23 protein-coding genes are annotated in these 24,510 nt (G+C 65.9%); 13 read left to right on the top strand and 10 right to left on the bottom strand.

Features of this window, described 5'->3' with window-relative positions; all coding sequences use genetic code 11:
• Positions 1 to 7 precede the first annotated feature (7 nt).
• On the bottom strand, positions 8 to 913 hold the full coding sequence (locus tag G365_RS0100230) for a phosphoenolpyruvate carboxykinase (ATP) (protein ID WP_019643483.1): 906 nt from the start codon (positions 911 to 913) through the stop codon (positions 8 to 10).
• 13 nt (positions 914 to 926) lie between these two features.
• Positions 927 to 1,205 carry a PqqD family protein gene (locus tag G365_RS0100235; protein WP_019643484.1) on the bottom strand — a complete coding sequence of 93 codons (279 nt, stop codon included), beginning with the start codon at positions 1,203 to 1,205 and terminating at the stop codon, positions 927 to 929.
• 252 nt (positions 1,206 to 1,457) lie between these two features.
• On the opposite strand from G365_RS0100235, the gene G365_RS0100240 reads away from it, so the two are divergent.
• Positions 1,458 to 2,381, top strand: a complete 924-nt coding sequence (locus G365_RS0100240) for a JmjC domain-containing protein (protein WP_155976066.1) — start codon at positions 1,458 to 1,460, stop codon at positions 2,379 to 2,381.
• 47 nt (positions 2,382 to 2,428) lie between these two features.
• Positions 2,429 to 3,382: a LysR family transcriptional regulator gene (locus tag G365_RS19685; protein WP_019643486.1), complete on the top strand. Its 954-nt coding sequence runs from the start codon at positions 2,429 to 2,431 to the stop codon at positions 3,380 to 3,382.
• Positions 3,383 to 3,423: 41 nt separating this feature from the next.
• Here the strand turns inward: G365_RS19685 and G365_RS0100250 are convergent, their stop codons facing one another.
• Both G365_RS0100250 and G365_RS0100255 read right to left on the bottom strand, forming a co-directional pair.
• A complete protein-coding gene (locus G365_RS0100250) occupies positions 3,424 to 3,861 on the bottom strand; it encodes a GNAT family N-acetyltransferase (RefSeq protein ID WP_019643487.1) in 438 nt (145 codons plus the stop codon).
• 160 nt (positions 3,862 to 4,021) lie between these two features.
• Complete coding sequence (locus G365_RS0100255) at positions 4,022 to 6,514, bottom strand: nitrate- and nitrite sensing domain-containing protein (protein ID WP_019643488.1); 2,493 nt, start codon at positions 6,512 to 6,514, stop codon at positions 4,022 to 4,024.
• Positions 6,515 to 6,807: 293 nt separating this feature from the next.
• On the opposite strand from G365_RS0100255, the gene G365_RS0100260 reads away from it, so the two are divergent.
• The 4 genes from G365_RS0100260 to G365_RS0100275 all read left to right on the top strand — a co-directional run bounded on the left by G365_RS0100260 (position 6,808) and on the right by G365_RS0100275 (position 11,416).
• Positions 6,808 to 7,446, top strand: a complete 639-nt coding sequence (locus G365_RS0100260) for a GNAT family N-acetyltransferase (protein WP_019643489.1) — start codon at positions 6,808 to 6,810, stop codon at positions 7,444 to 7,446.
• A gap of 94 nt (positions 7,447 to 7,540) precedes the next feature.
• The gene (gene gor, locus G365_RS0100265; protein ID WP_019643490.1) at positions 7,541 to 8,911 is read left to right on the top strand and encodes a glutathione-disulfide reductase; all 1,371 of its coding nucleotides are present in this window, start codon (positions 7,541 to 7,543) and stop codon (positions 8,909 to 8,911) included.
• A gap of 262 nt (positions 8,912 to 9,173) precedes the next feature.
• Positions 9,174 to 10,844, top strand: coding sequence for a methyl-accepting chemotaxis protein (locus G365_RS0100270; RefSeq protein WP_155976068.1), 1,671 nt, complete (start codon positions 9,174 to 9,176; stop codon positions 10,842 to 10,844).
• A gap of 209 nt (positions 10,845 to 11,053) precedes the next feature.
• On the top strand, positions 11,054 to 11,416 hold the full coding sequence (locus G365_RS0100275) for a hypothetical protein (RefSeq protein ID WP_019643492.1): 363 nt from the start codon (positions 11,054 to 11,056) through the stop codon (positions 11,414 to 11,416).
• Positions 11,417 to 11,512: 96 nt separating this feature from the next.
• Here G365_RS0100275 and G365_RS0100280 read toward each other — a convergent pair whose 3' ends face one another.
• On the bottom strand, positions 11,513 to 12,973 hold the full coding sequence (locus G365_RS0100280; protein WP_019643493.1) for an alanine/glycine:cation symporter family protein: 1,461 nt from the start codon (positions 12,971 to 12,973) through the stop codon (positions 11,513 to 11,515).
• Positions 12,974 to 13,274: 301 nt separating this feature from the next.
• On the opposite strand from G365_RS0100280, the gene G365_RS0100285 reads away from it, so the two are divergent.
• Entirely contained in the window at positions 13,275 to 14,087 is an 813-nt protein-coding gene (locus G365_RS0100285) for a helix-turn-helix domain-containing protein (protein ID WP_019643494.1), read from the top strand.
• Positions 14,088 to 14,108: 21 nt separating this feature from the next.
• Here G365_RS0100285 and G365_RS0100290 read toward each other — a convergent pair whose 3' ends face one another.
• From G365_RS0100290 to G365_RS0100300, 3 genes are all read right to left on the bottom strand, one after another.
• On the bottom strand, positions 14,109 to 15,428 hold the full coding sequence (locus G365_RS0100290) for an NAD(P)/FAD-dependent oxidoreductase (RefSeq protein WP_019643495.1): 1,320 nt from the start codon (positions 15,426 to 15,428) through the stop codon (positions 14,109 to 14,111).
• A gap of 111 nt (positions 15,429 to 15,539) precedes the next feature.
• A complete protein-coding gene (gene map / locus G365_RS0100295; protein ID WP_019643496.1) occupies positions 15,540 to 16,325 on the bottom strand; it encodes a type I methionyl aminopeptidase in 786 nt (261 codons plus the stop codon).
• Positions 16,322 to 16,546: a ParD-like family protein gene (locus G365_RS0100300; RefSeq protein WP_019643497.1), complete on the bottom strand. Its 225-nt coding sequence runs from the start codon at positions 16,544 to 16,546 to the stop codon at positions 16,322 to 16,324. The genes map and G365_RS0100300 overlap by 4 nt, the downstream gene beginning before the upstream one ends.
• Before the next feature lie 203 nt (positions 16,547 to 16,749).
• Here G365_RS0100300 and G365_RS0100305 point away from each other — a divergent pair, with 203 nt between their 5' ends.
• Positions 16,750 to 17,181 (top strand): DUF411 domain-containing protein, encoded by a 432-nt coding sequence (locus G365_RS0100305; RefSeq protein ID WP_019643498.1) that lies wholly within the window; start codon positions 16,750 to 16,752, stop codon positions 17,179 to 17,181.
• A 49-nt stretch (positions 17,182 to 17,230) separates the two neighbouring features.
• Here the strand turns inward: G365_RS0100305 and G365_RS0100310 are convergent, their stop codons facing one another.
• On the bottom strand, positions 17,231 to 18,508 hold the full coding sequence (locus tag G365_RS0100310) for an MFS transporter (RefSeq protein WP_019643499.1): 1,278 nt from the start codon (positions 18,506 to 18,508) through the stop codon (positions 17,231 to 17,233).
• Between the two features lie 236 nt (positions 18,509 to 18,744).
• Between G365_RS0100310 and G365_RS0100315 the strand changes: the two genes are divergently transcribed.
• Positions 18,745 to 19,647, top strand: a complete 903-nt coding sequence (locus G365_RS0100315; protein WP_211217642.1) for a LysR family transcriptional regulator — start codon at positions 18,745 to 18,747, stop codon at positions 19,645 to 19,647.
• Here G365_RS0100315 and G365_RS19690 read toward each other — a convergent pair.
• Positions 19,610 to 20,542, bottom strand: a complete 933-nt coding sequence (locus tag G365_RS19690) for a LysR substrate-binding domain-containing protein (RefSeq protein WP_019643501.1) — start codon at positions 20,540 to 20,542, stop codon at positions 19,610 to 19,612. The genes G365_RS0100315 and G365_RS19690 overlap by 38 nt on opposite strands.
• Before the next feature lie 101 nt (positions 20,543 to 20,643).
• On the opposite strand from G365_RS19690, the gene G365_RS0100325 reads away from it, so the two are divergent.
• The 4 genes from G365_RS0100325 (at position 20,644) to ptuB (ending at position 24,230) form a co-directional block, all read left to right on the top strand.
• Entirely contained in the window at positions 20,644 to 21,048 is a 405-nt protein-coding gene (locus G365_RS0100325; protein WP_019643502.1) for a tautomerase family protein, read from the top strand.
• Positions 21,049 to 21,180: 132 nt separating this feature from the next.
• Positions 21,181 to 22,143: a 2-hydroxyacid dehydrogenase gene (locus tag G365_RS0100330; protein WP_019643503.1), complete on the top strand. Its 963-nt coding sequence runs from the start codon at positions 21,181 to 21,183 to the stop codon at positions 22,141 to 22,143.
• A gap of 69 nt (positions 22,144 to 22,212) precedes the next feature.
• On the top strand, positions 22,213 to 23,607 hold the full coding sequence (locus G365_RS19695) for an AAA family ATPase (RefSeq protein WP_019643504.1): 1,395 nt from the start codon (positions 22,213 to 22,215) through the stop codon (positions 23,605 to 23,607).
• Complete coding sequence (gene ptuB, locus G365_RS0100340) at positions 23,607 to 24,230, top strand: retron Ec78 anti-phage system effector HNH endonuclease PtuB (RefSeq protein WP_019643505.1); 624 nt, start codon at positions 23,607 to 23,609, stop codon at positions 24,228 to 24,230. Before G365_RS19695 ends, ptuB begins: the two co-directional genes overlap by 1 nt.
• Positions 24,231 to 24,510: the final 280 nt, after the last annotated feature.

The following is a 24,510-nucleotide window of genomic DNA, read 5'->3' on the forward strand; positions in this document are numbered from 1 at the left end:
GGCGGTGTCAGCCGCTGATCAGGGCCTCCAGCAGCGCCAGCATTTCCGGCAGGTCGGTGTACTCCGTGGTGCGGGTCAGTTGCCACACGGGGATGCGCCCTGCCAGCCGGGTTGCGGTTGACAGCACATGCTGCCGCCCGTGCAGGGCATCAGCCAGATAGCTCCGGTAGGTCATGGCGGTCAGGATTGCGGCGGCATGGGCCGGGGCGCAGCGGGTCAGCGCCGGGCGCCGGGCCTTGGCGTCGGGGCGCAGGTGTACGATGGCCGTCAGGGGCCGGGGGGTGGGGTCAAAGGCGTGCCGCATCGGGACGTGCCATTTTCCGGCCTTGCGGAAGACCGGCTGAAGATCCTCTCCGCTGACCGACAGGGCAGCCCGGCTGCTGTCCCACAGCTTGACCGCCGGAAAGCAGGGGTAAGCCAGCCCGCTGTCGGGGTCAGTCACCAGCACGTCGTCGCCCAGCAGGCGATGGCCCCGTTGCACCAGTGCGGTGGCGGTGGTGGATTTTCCGGCCCGGCTGTTGCCGACAATGGCCAGGGCTTTTTCTCCGCTCCCGATGGCGCAGGCGTGCAGCGGCAGCACCCCGCGCTGATGGCAGATCAGCCCCAGACAGGGCCCCAGCAGCCAGGTCTGAACTTCGGCCCACGGCACACCGGGGGCCGGATCAACCGTGACGTGGCGTCCGCCCGTCACCCCGATGCGGACACAGCCGGGCACGTCGATCACCGCAGCCCCGTCGGCGCCGATGCTGATGCCGTCACGGTCCAGCCGCACCGGCAGGAGCGGCGGCGCAACCGGGCCGCTGCGCAGGGAAAGATCGGTCTCGGTTGCCGTTGTCGGGGCCGGGCAGGGGTGCAGATACGGCAGCGGTCTATCCGCCGACAGGGTCCAGCCGCTGATCCGGTAATGGTGCATCGGGGGCTGCGGCCTATGCCGCGATTTTCACCAGATTTTCGCGGACCATCGCCTCCAGCAGTGTCAGGACGTCGCGGGCGATCACCTCTGGCGGGGCATCGTAGCTCTGGCCCAGAGAGGTGCAGAGATCCCCGATTTTTACCGGCTGGTCCAGCCGGTTCCAGATCTCGCGGCCAACGGCATTGAGGGAGAAGTAAGAGCCGCGCTCGGCGTCCATCATCACCAGTTCGGTGTCGAGTTCGCTGGTCAGACAGTGGTCGGCCCGTACCAGAACTGTCTCGGCTGTCAGCATTGTCAGGTCCCTTCTCCACCGTATTCAGGCCGGTCAGACTGACCGGGGCGGCCCCATTGATATCGGAGAAAGACAGTGTGGAAAAGCAGGAATTCCCGCTAAAGTAATGACCGCTGTATCAATAAACCGTACACATAGAATTTTGATGATGTTTTCCCTTTTCTCACTCCCGGGATGGGCGTGCAACGGGGGATGGTATACGCTTCCGGGACAGAGGGGCCTGTTCCGGCAACGGTGAGGATGGGGGTATCCGTGATCAGTCTGTCTGAAAAAATACTGTCGATACGCTCTGCGGCGGCCTGGAATGATCTGGCGGAACGGCAGGAACTCTGCCGCCTGCCGGGGGTTTTCCCCGAGATTCCCGGCATTCTGTCCTGGGGCTGGATTGACCGGCTGCTGCACCGCAGCGGCGGGCACCCTGAACGGTTCCGCTTCTTCCTGCGCGGCAAGGCTGTCGATCCCTGCCGGTTTGGCCTGATCGACCGGCAGGGGCAGTTGGACCGTACCGCCCTGCAACCGCTGCTGCCGCAGGGGCTGACCATTGTGTTCAACCGCCTCGACAGCTCTTCGGATTCCCTCTGGGAAGAGGCCGGCAGGCTGGAGCAGGCGCTGGGGGCGGTGATCAGCATTGATGCCATCGGGTCCTTCGGGATGCAGCAGGGGTTGCCGCTGCATTATGACAACCGGGATCTGATTCTGGTGCAGGTGGCGGGACGGAAGCGCTGGACCGTGCTGGGGGCCCCGGTTGACGGCCCGTGGCGCAAGCGGCCTGTACCGCGGCCTGAGACGGTGGTGGATGATTTTGTGATGGAGCCCGGCGATACGCTGTTTGTCCCGGCGGGGCTGCATCATTACTGCGTACCGCTGGAGCCGTCATTGCATCTGGGGATTCTGATCCGCCGCCCCTGTGGCGCTGATCTGCTGAAGAGCATGCAGCAGAGCTGGGAGGTTGACCCGGCACTGGGAAACCGGTTGGATGTGCCGGAGGCTGGCACCGTTTCTGACCGGCAGCAGGCGGCGATGAAGCAGGCGTTGATCCGTCTGGTGGATGGAGCCGATATCGCAGCCCTGACCCGGGACTGGCTGGCGCGCAAACAGCGGCCCCCCGGTTCTGGTCTGGCCGGTTCCGGCCCGTTCAGCGCTGTCACCGCGACGGCGCAGGGCACAGAGAAGTAGGTTCCTCCGGTCCCCGTCCGGCGGGACCGGGGAAGAGAGACCACACCATGCGCCATTCAACATCGCTGTCGCGGCTGGAGATTTTTGTGCGGGCGGCGGAGCTGGGCAGCCTGTCAAAGGCGGCGCGGGTGCTGGGGGTGACGCCGTCGGCGGTCAGCAAAGGTCTGGCCCAGCTGGAAGCGGAACTGGGGGCAACCCTGCTGAAGCGCACCACCCGGCGGCTGTCGCTGACCGAGGTGGGGGCGGTAATGCTGGACCGGGCCTCGGCCATTCTGCGCGACACCGACGCGGCGATTACGGCAGCGATGCAGTTCCGGCGGCCCGGCGGGGTGTTGCGGGTGACCTGCTCGGTGGCGTTCGGCTGCACGCAGGTCTCCCGGTTGCTGCGGGCCTTTTCAGAGGCCTACCCCGAGATTGATGTGGTGCTGACGCTGGAAGACCGCTGTGTCGATCTGTCGCAGGAAGACTTTGATGTCGCCCTGCGGATCACCGCCCGGCAGGACTGGACGGACCCGGCGCGGCGGCTGACCGCGATCCGCTGGGTGTACTGTGCGGCGCCGGAATACCTTGACCGCCACCCGGCGGTGTCGGTGCCGCAGGATCTGGCCGGGCATACCTGCCTGCTGTACCCGGAGATGACCGGCGGGGCGGAGTGGGGGTTCGTCCGTGATGACGGTGACGGGGGGAATGGGCCGGGGCAGGCTGAGCGCCCGCTGACCGTGCCGGTACGCGGGCGGGTTGTCTCCAATTCCAGTCTGGCCCTGGCGGAAATGGCACTGGATGGCTGCGGGGTGGTCTGCCTGCCGGATTATGTCGCCGGGCCGCATCTGGCCGCCGGGCGGCTGCGGCGGGTGCTGCCGCAGTACCGCGCCCGGACCGAACACACCCTGTACGCAATGTATTACCGCAGCCGGTTCAGCAATCCGGCGGTGCGGGTGTTCATCGACTTTATGGCGGAGAGGCTGGGGGCAGACCACCGATGGACGCCGGAAAACGGCTGAGCCCCCAACCTGAAAGCCCCCCCCTGAAGAAGGTCCCCGGCTTATGGCCGCCGCTTTTCCATGCGGATATCACCGTCTACGCTGACCGGGCCGGACTGGGCCCAGCCGAGACGGCGGTAAAATCCGGCGGCCCGGCTGGCGGCGGCGGTTTCCAGCCACGCGCTGTCATGGGTGCTGAACAGGGCCTCTTCGGCGGCAGCGACCAGCAGGCGACCCAGCCCCCGGCCTTCCGCCCGTGGGTGGACGAAGGCGGCGAACAGGCAGGCATCGGCGGCATCAATCATGCTGAAACCGGCGACGGCACCGTCGCTCTCGGCAACCCACAGGCAGGGGCTGGCTTCCAGAATAGCCCGCAGACTGTCCGGGGTGATGCCCAGTTCGGCCAGCTCGGCCCGTGACAGGTGGTTTTCCCGCACACTGGTGCGGATCTCGAAAATGGCGGGGATATCGTCCGGGCGGGCCGGTCTGATCAGGGGCATGGCGCGTCTTTCTGAAAAGAGAATGGGCTGAAAAGAGAATGGGCTGAAAAGAGAACGGGCTGAAAAGAGAACGGGCGCAGACCGCAGTCCGCGCCCGGCAAAGTCTGGGACAGGAATCTCTGGTCCGGGGGCCTCTGCGACAGGAGCCGGCGGCAGCCGGTCAGTCCCGCCGCACTTCCTCCAGAAACTGATCGACTTCCTGATGCAGGCGCACCGACTGGCGGCCCAGCTCGCTGGCGGCGGCCAGCATCTGGGTGGCGGCTGATCCGGTTTCGGCGGCGGCCTGACTGACACCGTCGATGGTTTCCGACACCGCATGGGTTGCCTGCGCCGCCTGTTCGACATTGCGGGCGATTTCGCGGGTGGCGGCGGCCTGTTCCTCCACCGCGGCGGCGATACCGCTGGCGATGGCGTTGATCTTCTGCACCGTGGTGGTGATGCTGCTGATCGCGGCGGCGGCATCGCGGCTTTCGCTCTGCACGGCGTTGATCTGGCGGGCGATATCCTCGGTGGCGCGGGCGGTCTGGGTTGCCAGCGCCTTCACCTCGTTGGCGACCACGGCAAAGCCCTTTCCGGCCTCACCGGCGCGGGCGGCCTCGACGGTGGCGTTCAGCGACAGCAGGTTGGTCTGGGCGGCGATGTCAGAGATCAGGCGCACCACCTGCCCGATCCGTTCGGCGGCCTGGGCCAGTTTCTGCACCCGGCCATTGGCGGTTTCCGCCTCGCCGACGGCAGCGGCGGTGAAGGCGGCGGACTCTTCGACCTGCCGCCCGATCTCGGTGATCGAGGCGCTCAGTTCCTCGGCGGCGGCGGCGACGGTTTCGACGTTGACGGTGGCATGACGGGCGCTGTCGGAAACATTGGTGGCGCGCTGGCTGGTCTGCTCGGCGGTGATGTTCAGGGTTTCGGCTGAGGCCTGCATCTCGGTGGAGGCCGAGGACACCGCCTCGATCACGCTGCCGACATTGCTCTGGAACACCCGGGCCAGCTTTTCCATCTCGATATGCTGGTGTTCATGGCTGAGGGCGCGGTTAGAGGCCCGTTCCTCCGACAGCATGCGGATGCGGATGGCGTTGTCCTTAAAGTGCTGCACGGCCCGGGCCATCCGGCCGATTTCGTCACGGTGCAGCAGGGCGGGCACGTCGGTTTCCAGATCGTCGTCGGCAATGCGGTCCGACGCCTGCGTCAGCGCCCGCACCGGGGCGGTGATGCTGCGGATCATCAGCAGGGTCAGCGCCGTGATCGCCAGCGCGATCAGCACCACGGCGGCGGCGGTCACGGTCAGCAGGCGCTGGTTGGCGGCGGCGGCGGCGGCGGCGGCATCCAGCAGGTCTTTCGACAGGCGGTCTTCCACCACTTTCTGGAGGTTGATTTTTTTGGTGATGGTGTCAAACCACACCGGCCCGGCGACCCCCTGTGTCGTGCCGGTAAACGGGCTGGCCAGCGCGATGCCGCGCAGGCGCACCACTTCATCAACATCCGGCCCCTTGACGGTATCGGCCAGAAACGCCTTCTGCGCCGGGGTGGCGTATTCGGCAAACACCTGCAGGAACGTCTCCTGACGGGCGATCAGCCCGACAAAGGTGCTGTAAAGGGTCTGGTCAAAGGCCCCGGCCCCGAACCCGGCAGACCCGATCGCCCGTTCCAGCCCGGTCCGTTCCTTGGCCTGCAGGAAGGCGGTGTAGGCGAGAATCCGCTTGCTGATGTCAGCATCACTGCTGATCACGGCCATCTCTTCAATCACCGCCAGCATCTGGCCGATCAGGCCGGAATAGAAGGCGGCAACCTGCGGCGCGGGCAGGGCCAGCTTATCAACATCGGCACGGCGGGCAGACAGTTGGTCCAGCGTGGCGCGGGCGGTTTCCATCTTGGCCAGAAAAGCCGGGCCGTACCCGGCGGCGGGGAAGGCGGACAGGCTCTGACGCAGGGTGGCGATTTTGCCGTCGCTGGCAAGGCGCTGGGCCTTCAGGGCATCCCCGAAGGCGGTGCCCTTTGACCCGGTGAAGCCGACGGAGTTCCCGCGTTCCTTCTGCAGTTCATGCACGGCGGCACTGATTTCCGGGGCCAGCCCGGCCAGCGTGCTGACGGCGGCCATCTCGCGGCTGGTGGTCAGGGCATCACTGATCCGCAGCCCGCCCAGAATGATCAGCGCCAGCAGCGGCACCAGTGCCAGAATGGACATCCGGACGCTGACGCTCAGGTGTGACAGCCGTTGCAGCAGCACCGAACCGCGACGTCCAGAGGCAGCAATGCCCCGCCCGAGCAGGAACCGGCTGAAGTCGGCATCCTCATCCAGAAAATGCTTGTGAAACCAGAAATAGAGAGTGTGGCGCACCTGCAGCGGGGTCAGGGTCGGGTCGCCGTCGCGCAGACGGCGGATCAGCCCGGCTGTCTCTTCCAGCGACCGGGCGTGGATGGCGGCATGCTCTTCGGCCTTGGGGTAGCCGAAGCGGCGCATCTCCACCTCTTCCTCGGTGTAATGCTGGCGGGCGGCGGCGTCGATCTGTTCGATCAGCGGCAGCAGGGGGGTGTCGGTCTGGCCGCTTTCCACCGCGCTGTACAGGGCTTCCAGACGGGCGAGCAGGGCATGATGACCGTCATCCAATACCGGCAACCCTACGTCGAAATTATCGCTCCACTGGATTTTCTGCATCCCGATCTCTCCTCTGGGTTGCATTTCCCGCCCACAAACGCCATTTGTTTAAGTCATATGGCGTAAGATGAAAACCCCGTTTACGAATAATGATAATCCGCGTTCCCCCACAGGGACACTATAGTGGTTTGGATTTTGTCTGCACAGGGATGTTTCAGCGTTCTGAAAGAGCGGGTTGTGCGGCGGATAAGGTTTCAGTGGACGTTTGCGGCCCAACGGCGCAGAGTGCCGCCGGAAACTGGGCCGGATACGGTGCCCGGGGTCACGGCGGGATCACAGCCGGGGTAAAAGCCATGCACACAACGGACGGCGTCATTCTGCGGGAAGGCACACTGGTCGATGCGGATGCCATCGGCCTGCTGCACCGCATCAGCCTGCAGGCCGGTATTGAATACGGTGTGCCGCCGTCTGCCCTGCTGCTCAGCGCCGCCGACCGGGGTAAGGAATGGCGGGAATGGCTGCGGGCCAAGGGCATCGGCCGCGCCGCCGGTGTGGTGGTGGTGGCGGATTCCCTGCATGGGTCGGTCGGGTTTGCCTGTGTCTGCCCGCCGGTGCCCCGCCGCAAGGCCCCGGCCCCGCATGACTGGGATATGCCCTATCTGACCGTGATGCAGGCCCATCAGGCCCAGAAGGTCGGCAGCCGTCTGTTGCAGCAGGCGCTGGAGCGGGCCGGTGCCGCCGGGGCGCGGACGGTACTGCTGCGCAGCCCGGCAGAAGCCCGCTGGAACCCGTTTTACGAGGCCTGCGGCGGTCTTCATGACGGCGTGGAAGAGGTGCCGTATCTGGGGGTATCGCTTCAGGTGATCCGCTACCGCTTCCCGGTGCCGGGGGATGCCGCCGCCCCGGCCCCGCGCCGCGCCGCGCCAGTGCCGGGTGTATCCCCAGCCCCGGTTTTACCCCCGGAACAGGAGACCGGGCCGCAGCCGGAATAGGCCGGGTTGGCAACCGGGGCTGCTCCGCCCTATCTTATCAGCCAGAGACTTTATTCTTCAGAGCCCTTTTCTGTTGCGGCATAAGGACCGGACGATGTCGGAATTTGAGTATGACCTGATCACTCTGGGCGCCGGGTCGGGCGGCGTGCGGGCCTCGCGCCTTGCCGGGGGTTACGGCGCGAAGGTGGCGGTGATCGAAGAAAGCCGCATCGGCGGCACCTGTGTGATGCGCGGCTGCGTGCCGAAAAAGCTGCTGATCTACGGCGCGCATTTTGCCGAGGATCTGGAAGACGCCAAAGGCTACGGCTGGAGCGCGGGCGACGTGCGCTTTGACTGGCCGACCCTGATCGCCAACAAAAACCGCGAGCTGGACCGGCTGGAAGGCATCTACCGCAACATCCTGCGCAACAATAAGGTCGAGCTGATCGAAGGCCGGGGCCGGGTGATTGATGCCCACACGGTGGAGGTCAACGGGCGCCGCCTGACCACGAAGCGTATTCTGGTGGCGGTCGGCGGCTGGCCGATGCTGCCGGAGATCCCGGGCATCAGCCACGCCATAACCTCGAACGAGGCGCTGGACCTGCCGCAGCTGCCGAAGGATATCGTGATCGTCGGCGGCGGTTTCATCGCCGTGGAATTCGCCGGGATCTTCCGGGCGCTGGGGGCCAGCGTCACCATCGTCATCCGGGCTGATAACATTCTGCGCGGCTTCGATCAGGATATCCGCGCCGATCTGGCCACCGAGCTGGAACGCAAGGGCATCCGCATCCGCCGCCGGACCGAGGTGCAGTCGATCGAAAAGCAGGCCGATGGCCGCCTGTCGGTGCTGCTGACCACCGGCGAGGCCGAAGCCTGTGATCAGGTGATGTACGCCACCGGCCGAGTGCCCAACACCAAGGGGCTGGGGCTGGAAGAGGCCGGGGTCGCGCTTGATCCCCGCACCGGCGCGGTCCGGGTTGATGCCTATTCCCGCACCAATGTGCCGGGCATCTGGGCGGTGGGCGATGTGACCGACCGCATCAACCTGACCCCGGTGGCGATCCGCGAGGGGGCCTGCTTCGCCGAGACCGAGTTTAACAACAACCCGCAGTCGCCGGACCATGACGCCGTGCCGTCGGCGGTGTTCAGCCAGCCCCCGGTCGGCACCGTCGGCCTGACCGAAGAAGCCGCCCGCGCCCGTGGCAAGGTTGATGTCTACGTCACCCGCTTCCGCCCGATGAAGTACACCCTGTCAGGGCGGGAAGAAAAGACGATGATGAAGCTGATCGTTGACCGCGCCACGCAGGTGGTGATCGGGGCGCATATGGTCGGCCCGGATGCGCCGGAAATCATTCAGGGCATCGGGATCGCGGTGAAGGCGAAGCTGACCAAGAAGGATTTTGACAGCACGGTCGGCATCCACCCGACGGCGGCGGAAGAGTTCGTCACCCTGCGCACCCCGGTCCCGGACCCGGAGGACGCGTAACAGGCGGCCGGGCCCGGTCTGAAAGGGCCGTGGCAGGGACAGATCTGGCCCGCTCCCGCAAGGGGGGCGGGCCATTTTTCTGCGCAACTTTAGATGCGTTATACTTTGCAGGTATTTTATACGAATTTACCGATAAACCCGGTGCTGAATGTGCCTATTCCTCTTTTCATCGCTGTCGGTCCCCTGACATAGTCACCTCTTTCAAAATCCGGGGAGCATCCGCGCAGGGCGGGGGCAGGCAGGAACAGAAAGGGACGGGGTGGTGAGACAGATCCGGCTGAGTACACGCTTTACCCTGATGACGCTGGCGGCGCTGGTGCTGCTGGCCGGGGTTGTGGCCTTCCAGTCAGCGCGGCAGGTGTCGCAGGAAATGGCGGCGATGGCCCAGCAGCGGCAGACCACCAGCATGAATGTGGCATGGGATGTTCTGAAGCAGGCCGGCGGCCCTTTCCGGCTGGCCCCTGACGGCACCCTCTCTGCCGGGGATCTGGTGCTGAACGGCAATACGGCGGTGGTGGATAAGATTCAGGCGCTAGTCGGCGGCACCGCAACGGTGTTTGCCGGTGATACCCGGGTCACCACCAATGTGCTGAAGCCGGATGGCAGCCGTGCGGTGGGCACCAGACTGGCGGCAGGGCCGGTGTATGAGGCGGTGCTGAAACAGGGGAAACCGTTCCGGGGGGAGGCGGATATTCTCGGCAAGGGCTTTTACACCGCCTATGACCCGATCCGCGCCGCTGACGGCACGGTGATCGGTGTGCTGTATGTGGGGCTGGAACGGGCATCGTTCCAGACGGTGGTTGATGCCCTGATCGTGCGGATTGTGGCGATTTCCGCCGTTCTGGTGGCGGTGATCTGCGCCGGGGTGTGGTGGCTGCTGCACAGGAATTTCCGGGCGCTTGACCGGCTGCGGGCCAGCATGCGGTCGCTGTCGGCGGATGACACCGCCATCACGGTGCCGGGCCTGAACCGCCGCGACGAAATCGGGGAAATGGCGCAGGCGGTTGAGGTGTTCCGGCAGGCGCTGGTACAGGCGCAGGGGCTGCGGCGTGATCTGGCTGCGGCGGCAGAGGCGGCCCGGGCCCGGCAGGGGCGGGTGGATGCCCTGACCGCAGCCTTTGATCAGACCGTGCTGCACCTGATTGATACCGTTGACGGATCCATTGAAAGCCTGCGGTCGGCATCGGTCAGTCTGGATGCCGGGGCCGGGGCAACGGCGGAACGGTCCGGCCATGTCGCGCGGGTGTCTGGGCGGTCTTCGGCAAATGTGCAGGCCGTGGCGGTGGCTGCGGCTGAACTGACCCGGTCGATCAACGATATGGCGGCGCAGGTGGAACGGTCGTCGCAGGCGACGGCGGCAGCGGTGGACAGTGCCCGGCGGACCGATGGCATCGTGCGTGGCCTGTCCGATGCGGCTGCCCGTATCGGCGAGGTGGTCGGCCTGATCACCGCCATTGCCGACCAGACCAATCTTCTGGCCCTGAACGCCACCATCGAGGCGGCCCGGGCCGGTGAGGCGGGAAAAGGGTTTGCCGTGGTCGCGAATGAGGTGAAGTCGCTGGCGACCCAGACCGCCCGGGCCACCGACGATATTACGGCGCAGGTTGCCGCAGTGCAGGGCACCACGGCTGAGGCGGTGGCGGCGATTGCCGGGATCAGCGACACCATTGCCGAGGTCAGCGCCATCACCGGGGCGATTGCCGGGGCGGTGCGGCAGCAGGGCGAGGCGACCGGAGACATCCGCCGCAACGCGCAGGAAGCCGCAGCGGGCAGTCAGGATGTGACGGAAAGCATCGGCGCGGTGTCGGATGCCAGCGACCAGACCCGTCTGGCCGCCGCCAAGGTTGATGCCGCCGCCCGCAGTCTGGAGGCCGAAACCGATGGCCTGCGGCGGGAAGTTGAACGCTTCCTGTCGGCGATTAAGGCAGCGTGACGGGGGCGCACCCGGCGCCCGCCTGCGCCGGGAGTTGACGGTACACGGAATTGTGTCCGGTAAGGCAAGTTGTTTGCGGTTTAATGATAGGCTCTTTCGATAACTCTGTTTTTCAGTCATAGTGTGCGGCGCAGCGTCGGGGGGATCCGCCGCCCTTAACCGGGCAGCACATCCGGGCTGCACTGACATTCAGCCAAGGAAACATCGCAATGTTCGCTCGTTTCATTGCCGCCGCCGTCGTCGTGGCCGGGTTCTCCACTGCCGCTGTCGCCGGCGGTAAGCAGGACTTCACCATGGTCAACAAGACCGGCTATGCCATCGAGGAAGTTTACGTTTCTCCGTCCGCCGCTTCTGACTGGCAGGAAGACGTGCTGGGGCAGGACGTGCTGGAGAACGGCAAAAGCGTTCACATCAAGTTTTCCCGCGGGACTCAGGCCTGCAAGTGGGACGTGAAGGTGGTTTACACCGACAAGGAAACCGCTGAGTGGGAACAGTTTGACCTGTGCACCACCTCCAAGATCACCATTCATTACGACCGCGCCTCCGGCGAAACCTCCGCTGAATACGAGTAAGCGGCAGGCGCCTTCCGGGTCGCATGATCCGGTGAGGGGTAAAGAAAAAGGCCGGGGCAATACTGCTCCGGCCTTTTCTGTTTCTGCGGCTGCGGGTTATGCCCCGGCTTTGGCCTGCACCTCTTTCAGGGCTTCGGCCTCTTCGGGTTCCAGCTGCCATGCCGCCGGATCAACCCCCATATCGGTAAACCGGCTGGCGTCAAACACCGGCTCGGTCACACCGGCGGCGACCTGACGGTCAAAGTCCTTCATCAGGCGGATGGCCGGCTTATACAGCAGGGCCAGCGCCAGCAGGTTGCACAGGGCAAGGAAGCCCATGGTCACATCGGCAAACGCGAACACGGTGCCAAGGTCGGTGGTGGCCCCCCAGCCGCACAGCACGATCACCAGAACGCGGTACCCGATCACCGCGCCGGGGATCTTTTCCGCCAGAACCTTCAGGCTGTTTTCACCAAGGTAGCTGTTGTAAATGATGGTGGTGAAGGCAAACAGCAGCAGCGCGATGCTGACGGCGGCCCGGCCCCATTCACCGACGTGACTGGCCAGAGAGGCCTGAGTCAGCGCCACACCGCCCATTTCTGCCGACATGCCCGGGTGATACACGGTGCCCAGCAGAATGATAAAGGCAGTGCAGGAACAGATGATGATGGTGTCAATAAACACCGAAAACGCCTGCACAATCCCCTGACTGGCCGGGTGGGGCACATAGGCCACCGCCGCCACGTTGGGGGCGCTGCCCAGACCGGCCTCGTTGGAAAACAGGCCGCGCTTGACGCCCATCAGCATCGCCGCGCCGATGCCGCCGCCGACCGCCTGTTCCAGCCCGAAAGCGCTTTTGACGATCAGCATCAGCACGCCCGGCAGTTCGGCGATGTTCATCCCCAGCACCGCCAGCGCCAGCAGGATGTACCCGACCGCCATCACCGGCACCATCACTTCCGACACCTGCGCGATGCGCTTGACGCCGCCGAAGATGATCGCACCGATCAGCAGGGCCAGACCGGCCCCGAACGCTTCCGCCGGAATGCCGAAGGCATCCTGCATCGAGGTGGCAACGGAATAGGACTGCACGGCAGAGAAGCCGAAGCCGAAGGTCACCAGCAGCAGGGCGGCATAAACAACGGCCAGCCACTGCCACTTCTTGCCCAGACCGCGGGCGATGTAATGGGCCGGGCCACCGCTGAAGGTGCCGTCGGGATTGGCCTGCTTATAGGCCTGCGCCAGCGTGCATTCGACATAGCTGGTGGCCATGCCGAGCAGGCCGACCACCCACATCCAGAACACCGCACCCGGCCCGCCGATGGTGATGGCCACCGCCACCCCGGCAATATTGCCGCCGCCGACGCGCCCGGCCACCGACAGGATCAGCGCCTGAAACGACGACAGATGACCGTGACGGTCGTGGCTGAAGGCTTGATTGGCCGACAGAATGGCAAACATACGGCCAAAATACCGGAACTGCACAAAGCGGGTGCCGATGGTCAGCCACAGACCAAGCCCGATCAGGGCGGCAATCAGGACTTTGCTCCACAGCAGGTCATTCAGAAACTCTAACATCTGGCGTTTACTCTCCGGCTCAGCCGCCGCCCCGGCTGAGGGGGCGGCGGCGTCGATTGATCTCTGAGCGTGCCACCGTTCACTGCGGCGGCTTATGGGTGTCAGGTGGATTTGTTATGGGGCGGGCCTTATAGCGGCGCTTTTCGCCTTGGAAAAGCCTTGATTGCGGCTTTTTTATCCTGACAGGTGATTTCAGCAGGAGAATGCCGGTAACTCAATTTGCCGGAATGGTGTAGAATGGTGCAGAATAGCGCAGTCAATGCAGCCTTCTGCGCCATATCCGGGAGCAGGCCCCAGCACGATGGATGACTTTGCCGCCAACCTGAGATTGCTGTGTGGCTATCACCGCTCGATTGCCGAGGTCTGCCGGCGGCTGGAAGTCAACCGCCCGCAGTTTAACCGCTGGCTGGCCGGACAGTACCGGCCCAGCCGCCACCACTTCCGGCGGATCTGCGACTTTTTCGGGGTGGAGGAACACGAAATCCTGCTGCCTGCCGCCGCTTTTGCCGATCTGGTGCAGGTCCGCGCCCGGCAGTGGGGCACCGCCACCGACACCCCGCGCCCGGAGGCCGCCCATCTGGCCCGGCTGGCCCACACCGGCGGCGACGGGATGGAGCGCTTTCTCGGCAGTTATCTGGAAACCTATCTGTCGATGGCCTATCCCGGCCAGATTTTGCGCACGCTGGTGACCCTGACCCGCCGGGATGGCGGTGTCTATTACCAGCGCACCGAACGGGTGCAGGAAGCGCCGGGCCAGAAACCGCTGCACGGCCTGTATCTGGGGGTTGCCCACATGCTGGGCGACCGGATTTTTCTGAATGATTACGAAACCCTGACCGGGCTGGAAATCACCCAGACCGTGCTGATCCCCACGTTCCGGAACCGGGTGGTGCGGCTGCACGGGCTGCGTCTGGGGGGGGCGGGGCGGTGGGACCGGGTGCCGGTCTGTGCCCGGGTGGTCTATGATTATCTTGGGCGGACGATCGACACCCGGCGCGCCCTGCGGCTGTGCGGGCTGTTCGCGATGACCAGCCCGGCGGTGCCGGATGATGTCCGGCAGGCAATCGGGAATGAGATACCCGCCGGAGACTGGCATCTGAAAGCGCGGGGATAACCGGTACGCCTTATCGGGCGCTTACGCCTCATGCCGGGCGGTCCACAGTTCCCACGCGAAACGGGCGCGGACCCCGATGTCGAGGAACGGGCGCGGTGGCACTTTCTGCGGCTGGCCGAGGCTGATCAGGTCGGCGATCAGCGGGTTATCCTGTCCGCAGGCCAGATCAGCCGCCAGCAGGCCGCCGATGGTGCCTTTGGTGACCCCGGCCCCGTTGTGGCAGACGGCGGCGGTGATGTGCGGGGCAACGGCACCGAAGCCGGGGGCCCCGTTCTGCGAGACGCAGATCATGCCCGACCATGTGCTGTCAAACGTGATGTCCGGCAGCATCGGAAAGCGGCGGGCAAGAATGGCGCGGTGACGGGCGGCGACTGTGGCGCGGTGCCCGGCATCCCGCCGGAAGGCCGGGCTGTATTCCACCGTCTGGCGCACCAGCAGGCGGCGGTCGTTGGTCAGGCGCAGGGTGGCCCCGGCGAAGGCATGGGCCGGGGTCAGGCCCCACGGGGCCGGGCGGCCGAGGGCGTCGTATTCCGCCCCGGTCAGCGGGCGGGTCAGGCTGCCATAGGTGGAAAACGGCAGCAGCCGGTTGCGGAAGATGCCGAACTGGGCGGCCAGCCCGTTAACGGCCAGCACCATCCGGGGGGCACGGACGCTGCCCTGCGGGGTGGTCAGAAGGACCGGGCTGCCAAGATCGGCCTGCACAACGGGGGACTGTTCGTACAGGGTGACGGTGTCGGGCAGGGTATCGGCCAGCCCGCGCACCAGCGCCGCCGGATTAAGCAGAACAGTGCCGGGGGTATACAGGGCGGCGGCAAAGCTGCCGGTGCCCAGCCGGGCGGCAAGGTCGGCCCCTTCCAGCCATTGGTAGGGTTCTTCCAGCCGGTCGAGTTCCTGCCGGGTCGGGGTCAGCACGGTGGCGACCCCGTGGGCACTGGCGGCGGCATGGTATTTGCCGCTGTCGGTCCAGTCGCAGGCGATGGCGTGGCGGGTGGTCAGGGTGCGCAGATGGTCGATGCTGGCCCGCGCCAGCCGCCGGTAGGCGTGCGACAGCGCCAGTTCCTCGACCGAGCTGGTGATGTTGTGCGGCAGGTCGATGGCGAACCCGGAGTTACGGCCAGACGACCCATCGGCAACGGTCTGGGCTTCCAGCACGACGATGCGGTCATGGGGGCGCAGCTCCGCCAGCCGCCGGGCGGCGGCCAGCCCGGTGAAACCGGCCCCGACGACAACCCAGTCGGCGGTGACATCCCCGCGCAGGGCCGGGCGGGCGGCACGGGGCGGCAGCAGGGCATTCCAGCCGTTGCAGGCATCATCGGACGGCAGCAGACGGATCGGGCGCATCGGGTCGGGGTCTCCGGCGGGCGGTGGGGCGGCGTCTGTCAAAGCCTATTTTGCGCAGCGGTGCAAGGGCGCGGATGCCCGCACCCGCCATTGAGGGACCAAAAACAAAACCTAAAAACAAATCCGTCCCGCTTCATCCGGGCGCAGGGTTAACACCCTGACCCCGGTGGCGGTGACCGCGACCGTGTGCTCAAACTGGGCTGACAGGCTGCCGTCGCGGGTGCGCACGGCCCAGCCGTTTTCCGGCGGCAGAACCCGGGCACTGCCCTGATTGAGCATCGGCTCGATGGTGAAGACCATGCCTTCCTGCAACCGCTGCCCGGCCCCGGCGCGGCCATAATGCAGGACGTGGGGGGCTTCGTGCATCTGTTGGCCGATGCCGTGGCCGCAGTATTCCCGCACCACGCCGTAGCCGTGCAGATGGGCATGGCGCTGGATGGCATGGCCGATATCGCCGAGCGTCGCACCGGGGCGCACGGCACGGATGCCCTGCCACAACGCATCCTGTGTCACCTTCACCAGCCGGGCAGCCGCCGGGCTGACCGTACCGATGCAGTAGGTTTTGCTGGAATCGGCAATCCAGCCGCCTTTTTCAAGGGTGATGTCGAGGTTGACGATATCGCCGGGCTGCAGAATGTCATCGGCGGCGGGCACCCCGTGACAGACCACGGCATTGCGCGAGGCATTGAGGGCGTAGGCAAAGCCGTACTGGCCCTTGCTGGCGGGGCGGGCGTGCAGGGTGGTGGTGATGTAGTCATCGACCAGATCATTGACCCACAGGGTGGAGTGTCCGGTCAGGTCGGTACGGTCAAGCAGGGCGAAGACATCGGCCAGCAGACGCCCGGCTTCGGCCATGGCGTCAATCTGGTCCGGGGTTTTCAGGATGATACCGGTCATGATGCCGTACCGCCTGACAGCAGCGGCACCACCCCGGCAGGCAGGGCGGCGGCCTCCATCTGGCGGCGGATGATCTCGGGGAAAGTCAGGGTCGGGTTGGCTTCGGCCAGCATGCCGATCTTGATCCAGTATTCGGCCTGCGCGTTGATGGACCGGCACATGACACCGCTGGCGCGGCGCAGGTCTTCATGCAGGGTGTCATCAATCTTGACGATGCCCATCGGGGGCCTCCGGATATATGAAGCGTATATGAATCGTATGCGGACCGTATAGGGGTAGGATGGTTTTGACAAGGCCCTTGATCTGCGGCAAGGCGCCGGGGGGCTTTTTTGGTCAGGGTATGGGCCTTATCTGAGACGGACCCCCGTGCGGGTGTAAGCCCGGCGGGCGGAGCAGACACAACCACCCCGGAAAGGATGATCAGATGCGCGGACGGATGCTGGCAGCGGTTGTGATGATGGGGGTGCTTGCCCCGGTGGCGGCGTCTGCGGCGGGCGAGATGACGCTGTATAAAAACCCGCAGTGCGGCTGCTGCGAAGGGCATGCCGCCTATCTGGAGCAGCAGGGTTTTAAGGTGAAGGTGGTGACCACCGATGCCCTTGCCAAAATGAAGAGCATGGCCGGGGTGCCGCCGACGCTGGAAAGCTGCCACACCATCATGGTCGATGGCTATGTGGTGGAAGGGCATGTTCCGGCGGCGGCGATCAGAAAGCTGCTGACGGAAAAACCGGCGGTGCGCGGTATCGCGCTGGCCGGGATGCCGCAGGGCTCGCCGGGGATGAGCGGCGAGAAGGACGGCCCCTTTGTGGTGGAAAGTTTCGGCGGCGGCAAGACAGCGGTGTTTGCGGTCGAATGACGGAAACACCCCCGGCGATGGCCCGCCGGGGGTGTTTTCCTGTGGCTGTTCAGGCTTCTAAGGCTTCGGCTTCGGCCTCTTTCAGGGGGGCAGCCGAGGCCGGGGCAGCAGAAACCGGGGTCACAGAAACCGGGGTGGGGGCGGTCAGGCGCAGCAGCAGGCCGGTGCCGCTGGCCAGCACGGTCAGACCGATCACGCCCGGCCATCCGGCCAGCGCCAGCGCCTGCGTTCCCAGCACCGAGCCAAGGGCCATCCCGCTGAACATCACGGTGAACAGCACGGCATTCAGGCGGCCCCGGGCTGCGGGATCAAGGCTGTAAACCAGTGTCTGATGGGCGACAAGGCTGGACTGAAAGCCAAGGTCGAAGGTGACGGTGGCAAAGGCGATCACGGCCAGCTGGGCGGTCATCGGCAGGGCTTCCGCCGTGCCCATGGCAAGGAAGGATGCCGTCACCAGCCCGGCGGCCAGCCGGGTGACGCGGTGGGTGCCGATGCGGTCAGACAGGGCCCCGGCCATCCGGGCGGCAATGGCCCCGGCGGCCCCGGCCAGCCCGAAAGCCCCGGCGATATCGCTGCCCAGCCCATGCCGCTGGTGCAGCATCAGGGCCAGCGTTGACCAGAAGGCGGAGAAGGCGACCGACAGCACGGCGGTGGTCAGCGCCGCCCGGCGCAGGGGGGGATGGGTCTTCCACAACCCGCCGAGGGACAGCAGCAACGCCGGATACGACAGGGTGGACTGTGCCTTGAAGCGGGGCAGCATCCGCCACAGCACCCCGGCCATCACCAGCAGCAGGGCCGCGGCAATCAGATAGATGGCCCGCCAGCCGAAATGTTCACCGACCACGCCGGAAACGGTGCGCGACAGCAGGATTCCGGCGGTCAGCCCGGTCATCACCGTGCCGATGGTGCGCCCCTGCTGCCCGGCCGGGGCGAGGATGGAGGCAGCGGGCACGATATCCTGCGCCATGGTGGCGGTGACGCCGATCAGAAAGCTGGTCAGCAGCAGGGTGTTCAGGCCGGGGGCCAGACTGCACAGCCCCAGCATCAGCGCCAGCGCCAGCGCTTTCAGCACAATCAGGGTGCGGCGGTCATAGCGGTCGCCCAGCGGCAGCAGCAGAAAGATACCGGCGGCATAGCCGATCTGGGTCAGGGTGGGGATCAGGCCGCTTTGCGGCACGGTCAGATGCAGGTCATCGGTGATGCGCTGCAACACCGGCTGGGCATAGTAGAGGGAGGCAACGGCAAACCCGGCCCCGGCGGCCAGCGTCAGGATCAGCGGGCGGGATGGGGCTGGCGGGGCGGCGGTGATGGCGGGGGATGGGGTCATGGCGGGGAGTCCTATGGAGGCCCGAAGGGCCGACTGGGCCGTTGAGGCCCCGCGCGACCATTCGCGCGTAAGCCAAGCGGACGGATGTCCGCGCCCGGCGTGTGAGGGACATAACAAAACAAGGCCCGAAGGGCCGACTGGGCCGTCGTGGCAGTATGTTTACGGCTGTTTTGGCTGGCCCTGTAGTCATTGGGGCGGTACAACTGTCATACGTCATGCGTATGATGGGGGTTGCGATGGACGCCGCTGACCGTATAAGCCTGTTACAGACCTTTATCCGGATCGTCGAAAGCGGCAGCCTGTCGGCGGCGGCGCGGCAGTTGCGCACCACCCAGCCGACGGTCAGCCGCCGCCTGAAGGCGCTGGAAGCCCTGCTGGGGGTGGAGCTGATCAAGCGCACCACCCATGCCATGAAGCTGACCGACGACGGGGAACGCTGTTACCGCCACGCCCGGGCGGTCAGCGATGGCTGGTCGGCCCTGCGCGATGACCTGTCCGGCGGAGAGGAGGAGCCGCAGGGGCTGCTGCGGGTCCGGGCTCCGCACGCTTTCGGGCAGGACCAGCTGATTGGCCCGCTGACCGAGCTGCTGTTCCGCCACGGCGGCCTGTCGGTGGACTGGGTGCTGAATGACCGCAGCCCCAACTTCATGGCGGACAACATCGACTGCGCCGTTCTGGTGGGCGAGACCACCGACCCGGCCTCGGTGGTGGTGCCGATCGGGCAGGTGCCGCGCATTGTGGTGGCGGCCCCGTCTCTGCTGGCCCGCCACGGCCCGGTGACCGGGCCGGAGGATCTGGCGACGCTGCCGTGGCTGGCCCTGAGCACCTTTTACCGGGCCGAGGTCGCCCTGCACCGCTGCGGCGGGCAGGAAACCCGGCGCTTTGCCATTCAGCCCCGCTTCGCCACCGACAGCCTGTATGCCGTGCATCGGGTGGCGTTGACCGGGCTGGGGGCGGCGGTGGTGTCGCGCTGGGCGGTGCTGGAGGATCTGGCCGCCGGGCGGCTGGTGCATCTGGCCCCGGATTGGCAGGCTGACCCGCTGCCGGTGCATCTGGTGTACCCCTATGCCAGTTATTACCCGGCGCGGCTGCGGGCTTTCCTCAGGATGATCCGGCAGGAGATGCCGAAACTTCTGTGACGGCTGCCATATCGGGGGCGATATCCGGGGGGGAAGCATCCTGCCCGGCCTGATCCTGGAGCCAGCCGACAAAGTGGCGGACTTTTGGCCGGTCGGGCCGGTCGGTCTGCACCGCGTAGCGGTAGCCGCTGACCCGGAACCCCAGCGGTGCCAGCAGCCGCCCGGCGCGGACATCCGCCGCCACCAGATGCCACGGGGCAACGGCGGCCCCCAGCCCGGTCAGGGCGGCTTCCAGCGCCAGATGGTAATGGTCAAACACCCGGCTTGCCGTCGGTGGTGGCGCATCGGCTGCGCCCAGAAGACGGAACCATTCCTGCCACACCTGCGGGCGGGTGCGGCTTTCCAGCCGGGGCAGGGCCGCGATGTCTGCCGGTTTCGCGGCAAGCCCGGGGGCGAGGACCACCCCCAGCCGTTCCTCAAACAGGGGGGTGCATCGGTCGGGCAGGGCGGTGCCGGGCGGAACAACGGTGATCCGGGCATCGGCAGCCGTCTGCGGGCTGCGATCGTCGGTGGCCAGCCGCACATTATAGCGCGGGTGCCGGGTGCTGAAGTCATGCAGGCGCGGGATCAGCCAGCGCATGGCAAATGTGCTGAGGCAGGCGACATCCAGCAGGGTGTCGTCGCCTTTGGCGATGATGCGCACCGCGTCTTCGATCTGATCAAAGGCGGCGGTCAGGGCGGTGCCGAAGACCCGGCCTTCCGCCGTCAGCCGGGGGCGGTTGCGGGGGCCTTCAAACAGCGGGGTGCCGAGCAGGGCTTCCAGATGGCTGACGTGGCGGCTGACCGCGCCATGGGTGACCGCCAGTTCTTCGGCGGCGGCGGTCAGGCGGCCAAGGCGGGCGGCGGCCTCAAAGGCGCGCAGGGCGGCGACGGGCAGGGCTTTGCGGTGTCTCATGTGAGTTAAGATCACAAACAGACGGCGCAGCCGTCAATAGGGAAACCGGCGGTTTTCGGGCTTAATCAGCGGGCATTGATCCCCTTACAGGAAAGAAAACCATGCCCTTTATCCGCACCGCTGTTCCTGCGGCCACCGACCCGCAGCGCACCGGGGCCATTGTGATGGGTATTCACGATGCGCTGGTGTCTGCCATCGGCATGCCGGAAGACGAACTGTTCAATCTGGTCAGCCCCTATGCCCCCGGGCAGTTTTTCTGCGACCGCCGCTTTAACGGCATCGCCCGCTCTGACGCCGTGGTGGTGGTGGAAATCACCCTGCGCCGGGGCCGCAGTGATGCGATGAAGCGGGCGCTGTATGCCGCCATTGCCGCCAACCTTGAGGCCCGGGCGGCGGTCTCGCCGAAGGATGTGTTTATCTTCATGCACGAAAATGACTATTCCGACTGGAGCGTCGGCAACGGCGTGTTTGCCATGGCGCTGGCCCAGCAGCGGGGCACGGACTGACCACCGCTGAAGCTAACCACGGCTGAAACTGGGGGGGGACATGGCAGCCATGACGCAGCGGCATCGCTTCTGGCCTGACGGCCGGGGCGGGAATGACATAGGCTGACCGTCCACTGTGATGGAGACTCCCCCGTGTCCAGACCCACCGTTCTGCTGGCCTGTGATTTTTCCCCCCGGTTCAAGGCCCTGCTGGCCGGGCACTACACCGTGCTCGGCCCGCTGACCCGCTCCGCCGCTGATGCCCTGCCACCGGGGGCGGGGCAGGCGGCGGCCCTGATCACCAAGGGCGGCCTGCCCACCGACCGCGCCCTGCTGGAAGCCCTGCCGGGGCTGGGCATCGTCGCTTTCTTCGGCACCGGCTATGAAGGGGTCGATCTTCCGGCGGCGGCGGCGCGGGGGGTGACAGTCACCCACAGCCCCGGGGCCAATGCGGCCAGCGTCGCCGATTTCGCCATGGGGCTGGTGCTGGCCTCGGCCCGTCAGATCGTGGCCGCTGACCGCTTCGTCCGTGACGGGCGCTGGGGTGGCAACAGTCTGGTCAGTCTGCCCGCCGTACCGGGCCTGACCGACACCCGGCTGGGTATTTACGGTTATGGCGCGATCGGCGAAAAAGTCGCCGCCCGCGCCGCCGCCTTTGATATGCAGATCGCCTATCACAGCCGCAGCCCGAAGGCCGGGGTGCCATACCTGTATAAAGACAGTCCGCTGGCACTGGCAGAGTGGGCGGACATCTTTGTGGTGGCGGTGCGCGCCGATGCCACCAACCGCCACACCGTCAACCGGGCTCTGCTGGCGGCACTGGGGCCACAGGGCCATGTGATCAACGTGGCACGGGGATCAATGGTGGACGCTGACGCGCTGGCTGAGGCGCTGGAGCAGGGCACCATCGCCGGGGCGGCGCTGGATGTGCTGGAGACGGAACCACAGGTGCCGGAACGGCTGCTGACAGCCCCCAACCTGATCCTGACCCCGCATATCGCCTATGCCAGCACCAGCGCCCGCGATGCGCAGGAAGACATGGTGCTGGCCAATCTGGCAGCCTTCTTCGCCGGTCAGGCGGTGCCGAACCCGGTTCCCCATCAGGCGCCGGTATGACCGGCGGAGGGTTTCACACCCCCGCGCTCTGCGTTAGGGTTAGGGCCTTCTGCGTCCCGGAGGCCCCCTGTGATCCTTCAGTCCCTGACCCTCAGTAATTTCCGGCGGTTTCCGTCCCTGCGGATGGCGTTTCATCCGCAGATGACGGTGATCGTCGCCAAAAACGGCCTCGGCAAGACATCGGTGCTGGATGGGGTGGCGATTGCGCTGGGGCCGTTTGTCGGGGCCTTTGACTTTGGCCGTGCCCCGCAGATTGACCGCCACGATGCGCGGTTCCGCCGTCGCAAGGATGGGCCGGAGGTGATCCCCCAGTATCCGGTGGAGGTGACCGCCACCTTCAGCGATCCGGCGCTGACGGTGATGCGGGCGCTGACCGGGCCGAAAAGCAAGACCACGGTCAAAGACGCGCAGGCCCTGGCGGCGCTGGGCGAGGCCCTTCAGCAGCAGGTGCGGGCGGGGGCGGATGTGGTGCTGCCGCTGATTGCCGGATACGGCACCGCCCGCCTGTGGAAGACCCAGAAAACCCCGGACCGGAAACGGGTGGTCAGCGAAGACCGCACCGTCGGGTACGAGGACTGTTTCAGCTCCTCCTCCAACTACGCGCAGTGTCAGGCGTGGATGACCCGCGCCACCATGGCCATGCAGCAGGAACGCGTCGTGGGGCAACAGGAACGTGCGGTCGGGCAACAGCCCGGTGACGGCACGGTGTGGGCCGACCGGCTGGCAGCGGTGGAAGAGGCGGTCGATGCGGTGCTGGCGCAGGAAGGCTGGTCGCGCTTCCACTACAGTTTTTCCTACGAAGAACTGGTGATGTTCAGCCCCGCCACCGGGGTGATGCCGGTGACGCTGCTGTCCGACGGGGTGCGGGCGATGGTGGCGCTGGTCGCCGATATCGCCTTCCGCTGCGTACGGCTGAACGGCTTTCTCGGGCGGCGGGCGGTGACGGAAACACCGGGCATCGTGCTGATTGACGAGGTCGATCTGCACCTGCATCCGGCCTGGCAACAACAGGTGCTGTCAGCCCTGCGGCGGGCGTTTCCGCGCCTTCAGTTCATTGTGTCCACCCACAGTCCGCAGGTCCTCAGCAGTGTGCAGGCCGACTGCATCCGCCTGCTGACCGAAGACTTCGACAGCGACAGCGGCGACTGGGTCAGCACGGTGCGGCAGGGCTTTGCGCAGACGCTGGGGGTGGCCAGCTCTGACATTCTCACCGCCATTATGGGGGTGGACCCGATCCCCCCGGTGCCGGAGGCGCAGGACGTCGCCCGCTACGCGGCCCTGATCCAGCAGGATCAGCACGACGGCGAAGAGGGGCGCGGCCTGCGGGCCAGACTGATCGGTCACTTCGGCGAAACTCACCCGGTGATGCAGGACTGTGACCGCTGGATCCGGTTGCAGACATTCAAAAACCGCCGCACTCTGAAAGGGCCGGGGCAACCGCAGACGCCGGAGGGCGCAGACTGATGCGGTCGCTGACCCGTGGCCCGGCCCCGGCCTGTCTGGCCGGGTACCGCCCCGGCCATCACCGCTGGGACAGTGTCTCCTCCGCCGATAAAAAGCGGATCTGGGCGGAACTGGACCGGATGCAGCAGGGCCGCTGCGCGTATTGCGAGCGGGATCTGGAAAGCGGCAGACGCCACATCGAACACTTCCGCGCCCGCAGCGTCGCCCCGGATCTGACCTTTGCGTGGGATAACCTGTTCGGCTCCTGCCAGTCGCAGGGGTCGTGCGGGCATTATAAGGATGCCGAGGGCAAACCGTACGAGCCCGAAGACCTGATCAAACCGGATGCCGAAGACCCGGAGCATTTTCTGGTGTTTGACTTCCACGGCGGGGTCAGCCCCCGCCACGGCCTGCCCGCCGCCGACCGCCACCGGGCGGCAGAAACCATCCGCGTGCTGAATCTGGATGGCGGGGTGCGGGCAGCACGGCGCAGCCTGCTGCAACAGTACGCGGCGCTGATGGACGACATCCTCCGCCACGGCTTCCCGGAGCCGGAGATCGAGCTGCTGCTGGATGACGTGCTGCGCCTGTCAGAAGACGGCCCGTTCCCGACCGCCGTGCGGCAGGTGCTGCGGGGGGAGTAGGGGGGCAGGGCAAAGAGAGCTGGGTGTCGTGTGTCACACGTTCTCTGTTCGTCTTTAATTCATTGTATATAAAGATCTATATTATTTGTTATTAAATTAAGTATGCCATTTATATAAAATTGTATCTATTTTGCGAAAAAAATTTGGGGAAAGTGAAGTTTCTAAACTATCATAGGTGGGATGACGTGAGTGGATAAGCCCTTTCTCTCGAAGGGTTTAAGTTAATTTTATGTGGCTGCAATGAGAGTGCTTTTATCACATCCAATTGAGAGCATCTTAA

The sequence above is a fragment of the Novispirillum itersonii subsp. itersonii ATCC 12639 genome, assembly GCF_000381985.1.
In the GTDB taxonomy this organism is placed as follows: Bacteria; Pseudomonadota; Alphaproteobacteria; order Rhodospirillales; family Rhodospirillaceae; genus Novispirillum; species Novispirillum itersonii.

Bases quoted from the DNA above. Each gene is read 5' to 3' on its own strand.
- G365_RS0100325 (WP_019643502.1), top strand. From the start codon at position 20,644: ATGCCCTTTATCCGCACCGCTGTTCCTGCGGCCACCGACCCGCAGCGC.
- G365_RS0100290 (WP_019643495.1), bottom strand. From the start codon at position 15,428: ATGCGCCCGATCCGTCTGCTGCCGTCCGATGATGCCTGCAACGGCTGG.
- G365_RS0100310 (WP_019643499.1), bottom strand. From the start codon at position 18,508: ATGACCCCATCCCCCGCCATCACCGCCGCCCCGCCAGCCCCATCCCGC.
- G365_RS0100300 (WP_019643497.1), bottom strand. From the start codon at position 16,546: ATGGGCATCGTCAAGATTGATGACACCCTGCATGAAGACCTGCGCCGC.
- G365_RS0100280 (WP_019643493.1), bottom strand. From the start codon at position 12,973: ATGTTAGAGTTTCTGAATGACCTGCTGTGGAGCAAAGTCCTGATTGCC.
- G365_RS0100285 (WP_019643494.1), top strand. From the start codon at position 13,275: ATGGATGACTTTGCCGCCAACCTGAGATTGCTGTGTGGCTATCACCGC.
- G365_RS19685 (WP_019643486.1), top strand. From the start codon at position 2,429: ATGCGCCATTCAACATCGCTGTCGCGGCTGGAGATTTTTGTGCGGGCG.
- map (WP_019643496.1), bottom strand. From the start codon at position 16,325: ATGACCGGTATCATCCTGAAAACCCCGGACCAGATTGACGCCATGGCC.
- G365_RS19690 (WP_019643501.1), bottom strand. From the start codon at position 20,542: ATGAGACACCGCAAAGCCCTGCCCGTCGCCGCCCTGCGCGCCTTTGAG.
- G365_RS0100235 (WP_019643484.1), bottom strand. From the start codon at position 1,205: ATGCTGACAGCCGAGACAGTTCTGGTACGGGCCGACCACTGTCTGACC.
- G365_RS0100275 (WP_019643492.1), top strand. From the start codon at position 11,054: ATGTTCGCTCGTTTCATTGCCGCCGCCGTCGTCGTGGCCGGGTTCTCC.
- G365_RS0100255 (WP_019643488.1), bottom strand. From the start codon at position 6,514: ATGCAGAAAATCCAGTGGAGCGATAATTTCGACGTAGGGTTGCCGGTA.
- ptuB (WP_019643505.1), top strand. From the start codon at position 23,607: ATGCGGTCGCTGACCCGTGGCCCGGCCCCGGCCTGTCTGGCCGGGTAC.
- G365_RS0100230 (WP_019643483.1), bottom strand. From the start codon at position 913: ATGCACCATTACCGGATCAGCGGCTGGACCCTGTCGGCGGATAGACCG.
- G365_RS0100250 (WP_019643487.1), bottom strand. From the start codon at position 3,861: ATGCCCCTGATCAGACCGGCCCGCCCGGACGATATCCCCGCCATTTTC.
- G365_RS0100305 (WP_019643498.1), top strand. From the start codon at position 16,750: ATGCGCGGACGGATGCTGGCAGCGGTTGTGATGATGGGGGTGCTTGCC.
- G365_RS0100315 (WP_211217642.1), top strand. From the start codon at position 18,745: ATGGACGCCGCTGACCGTATAAGCCTGTTACAGACCTTTATCCGGATC.
- G365_RS0100260 (WP_019643489.1), top strand. From the start codon at position 6,808: ATGCACACAACGGACGGCGTCATTCTGCGGGAAGGCACACTGGTCGAT.
- gor (WP_019643490.1), top strand. From the start codon at position 7,541: ATGTCGGAATTTGAGTATGACCTGATCACTCTGGGCGCCGGGTCGGGC.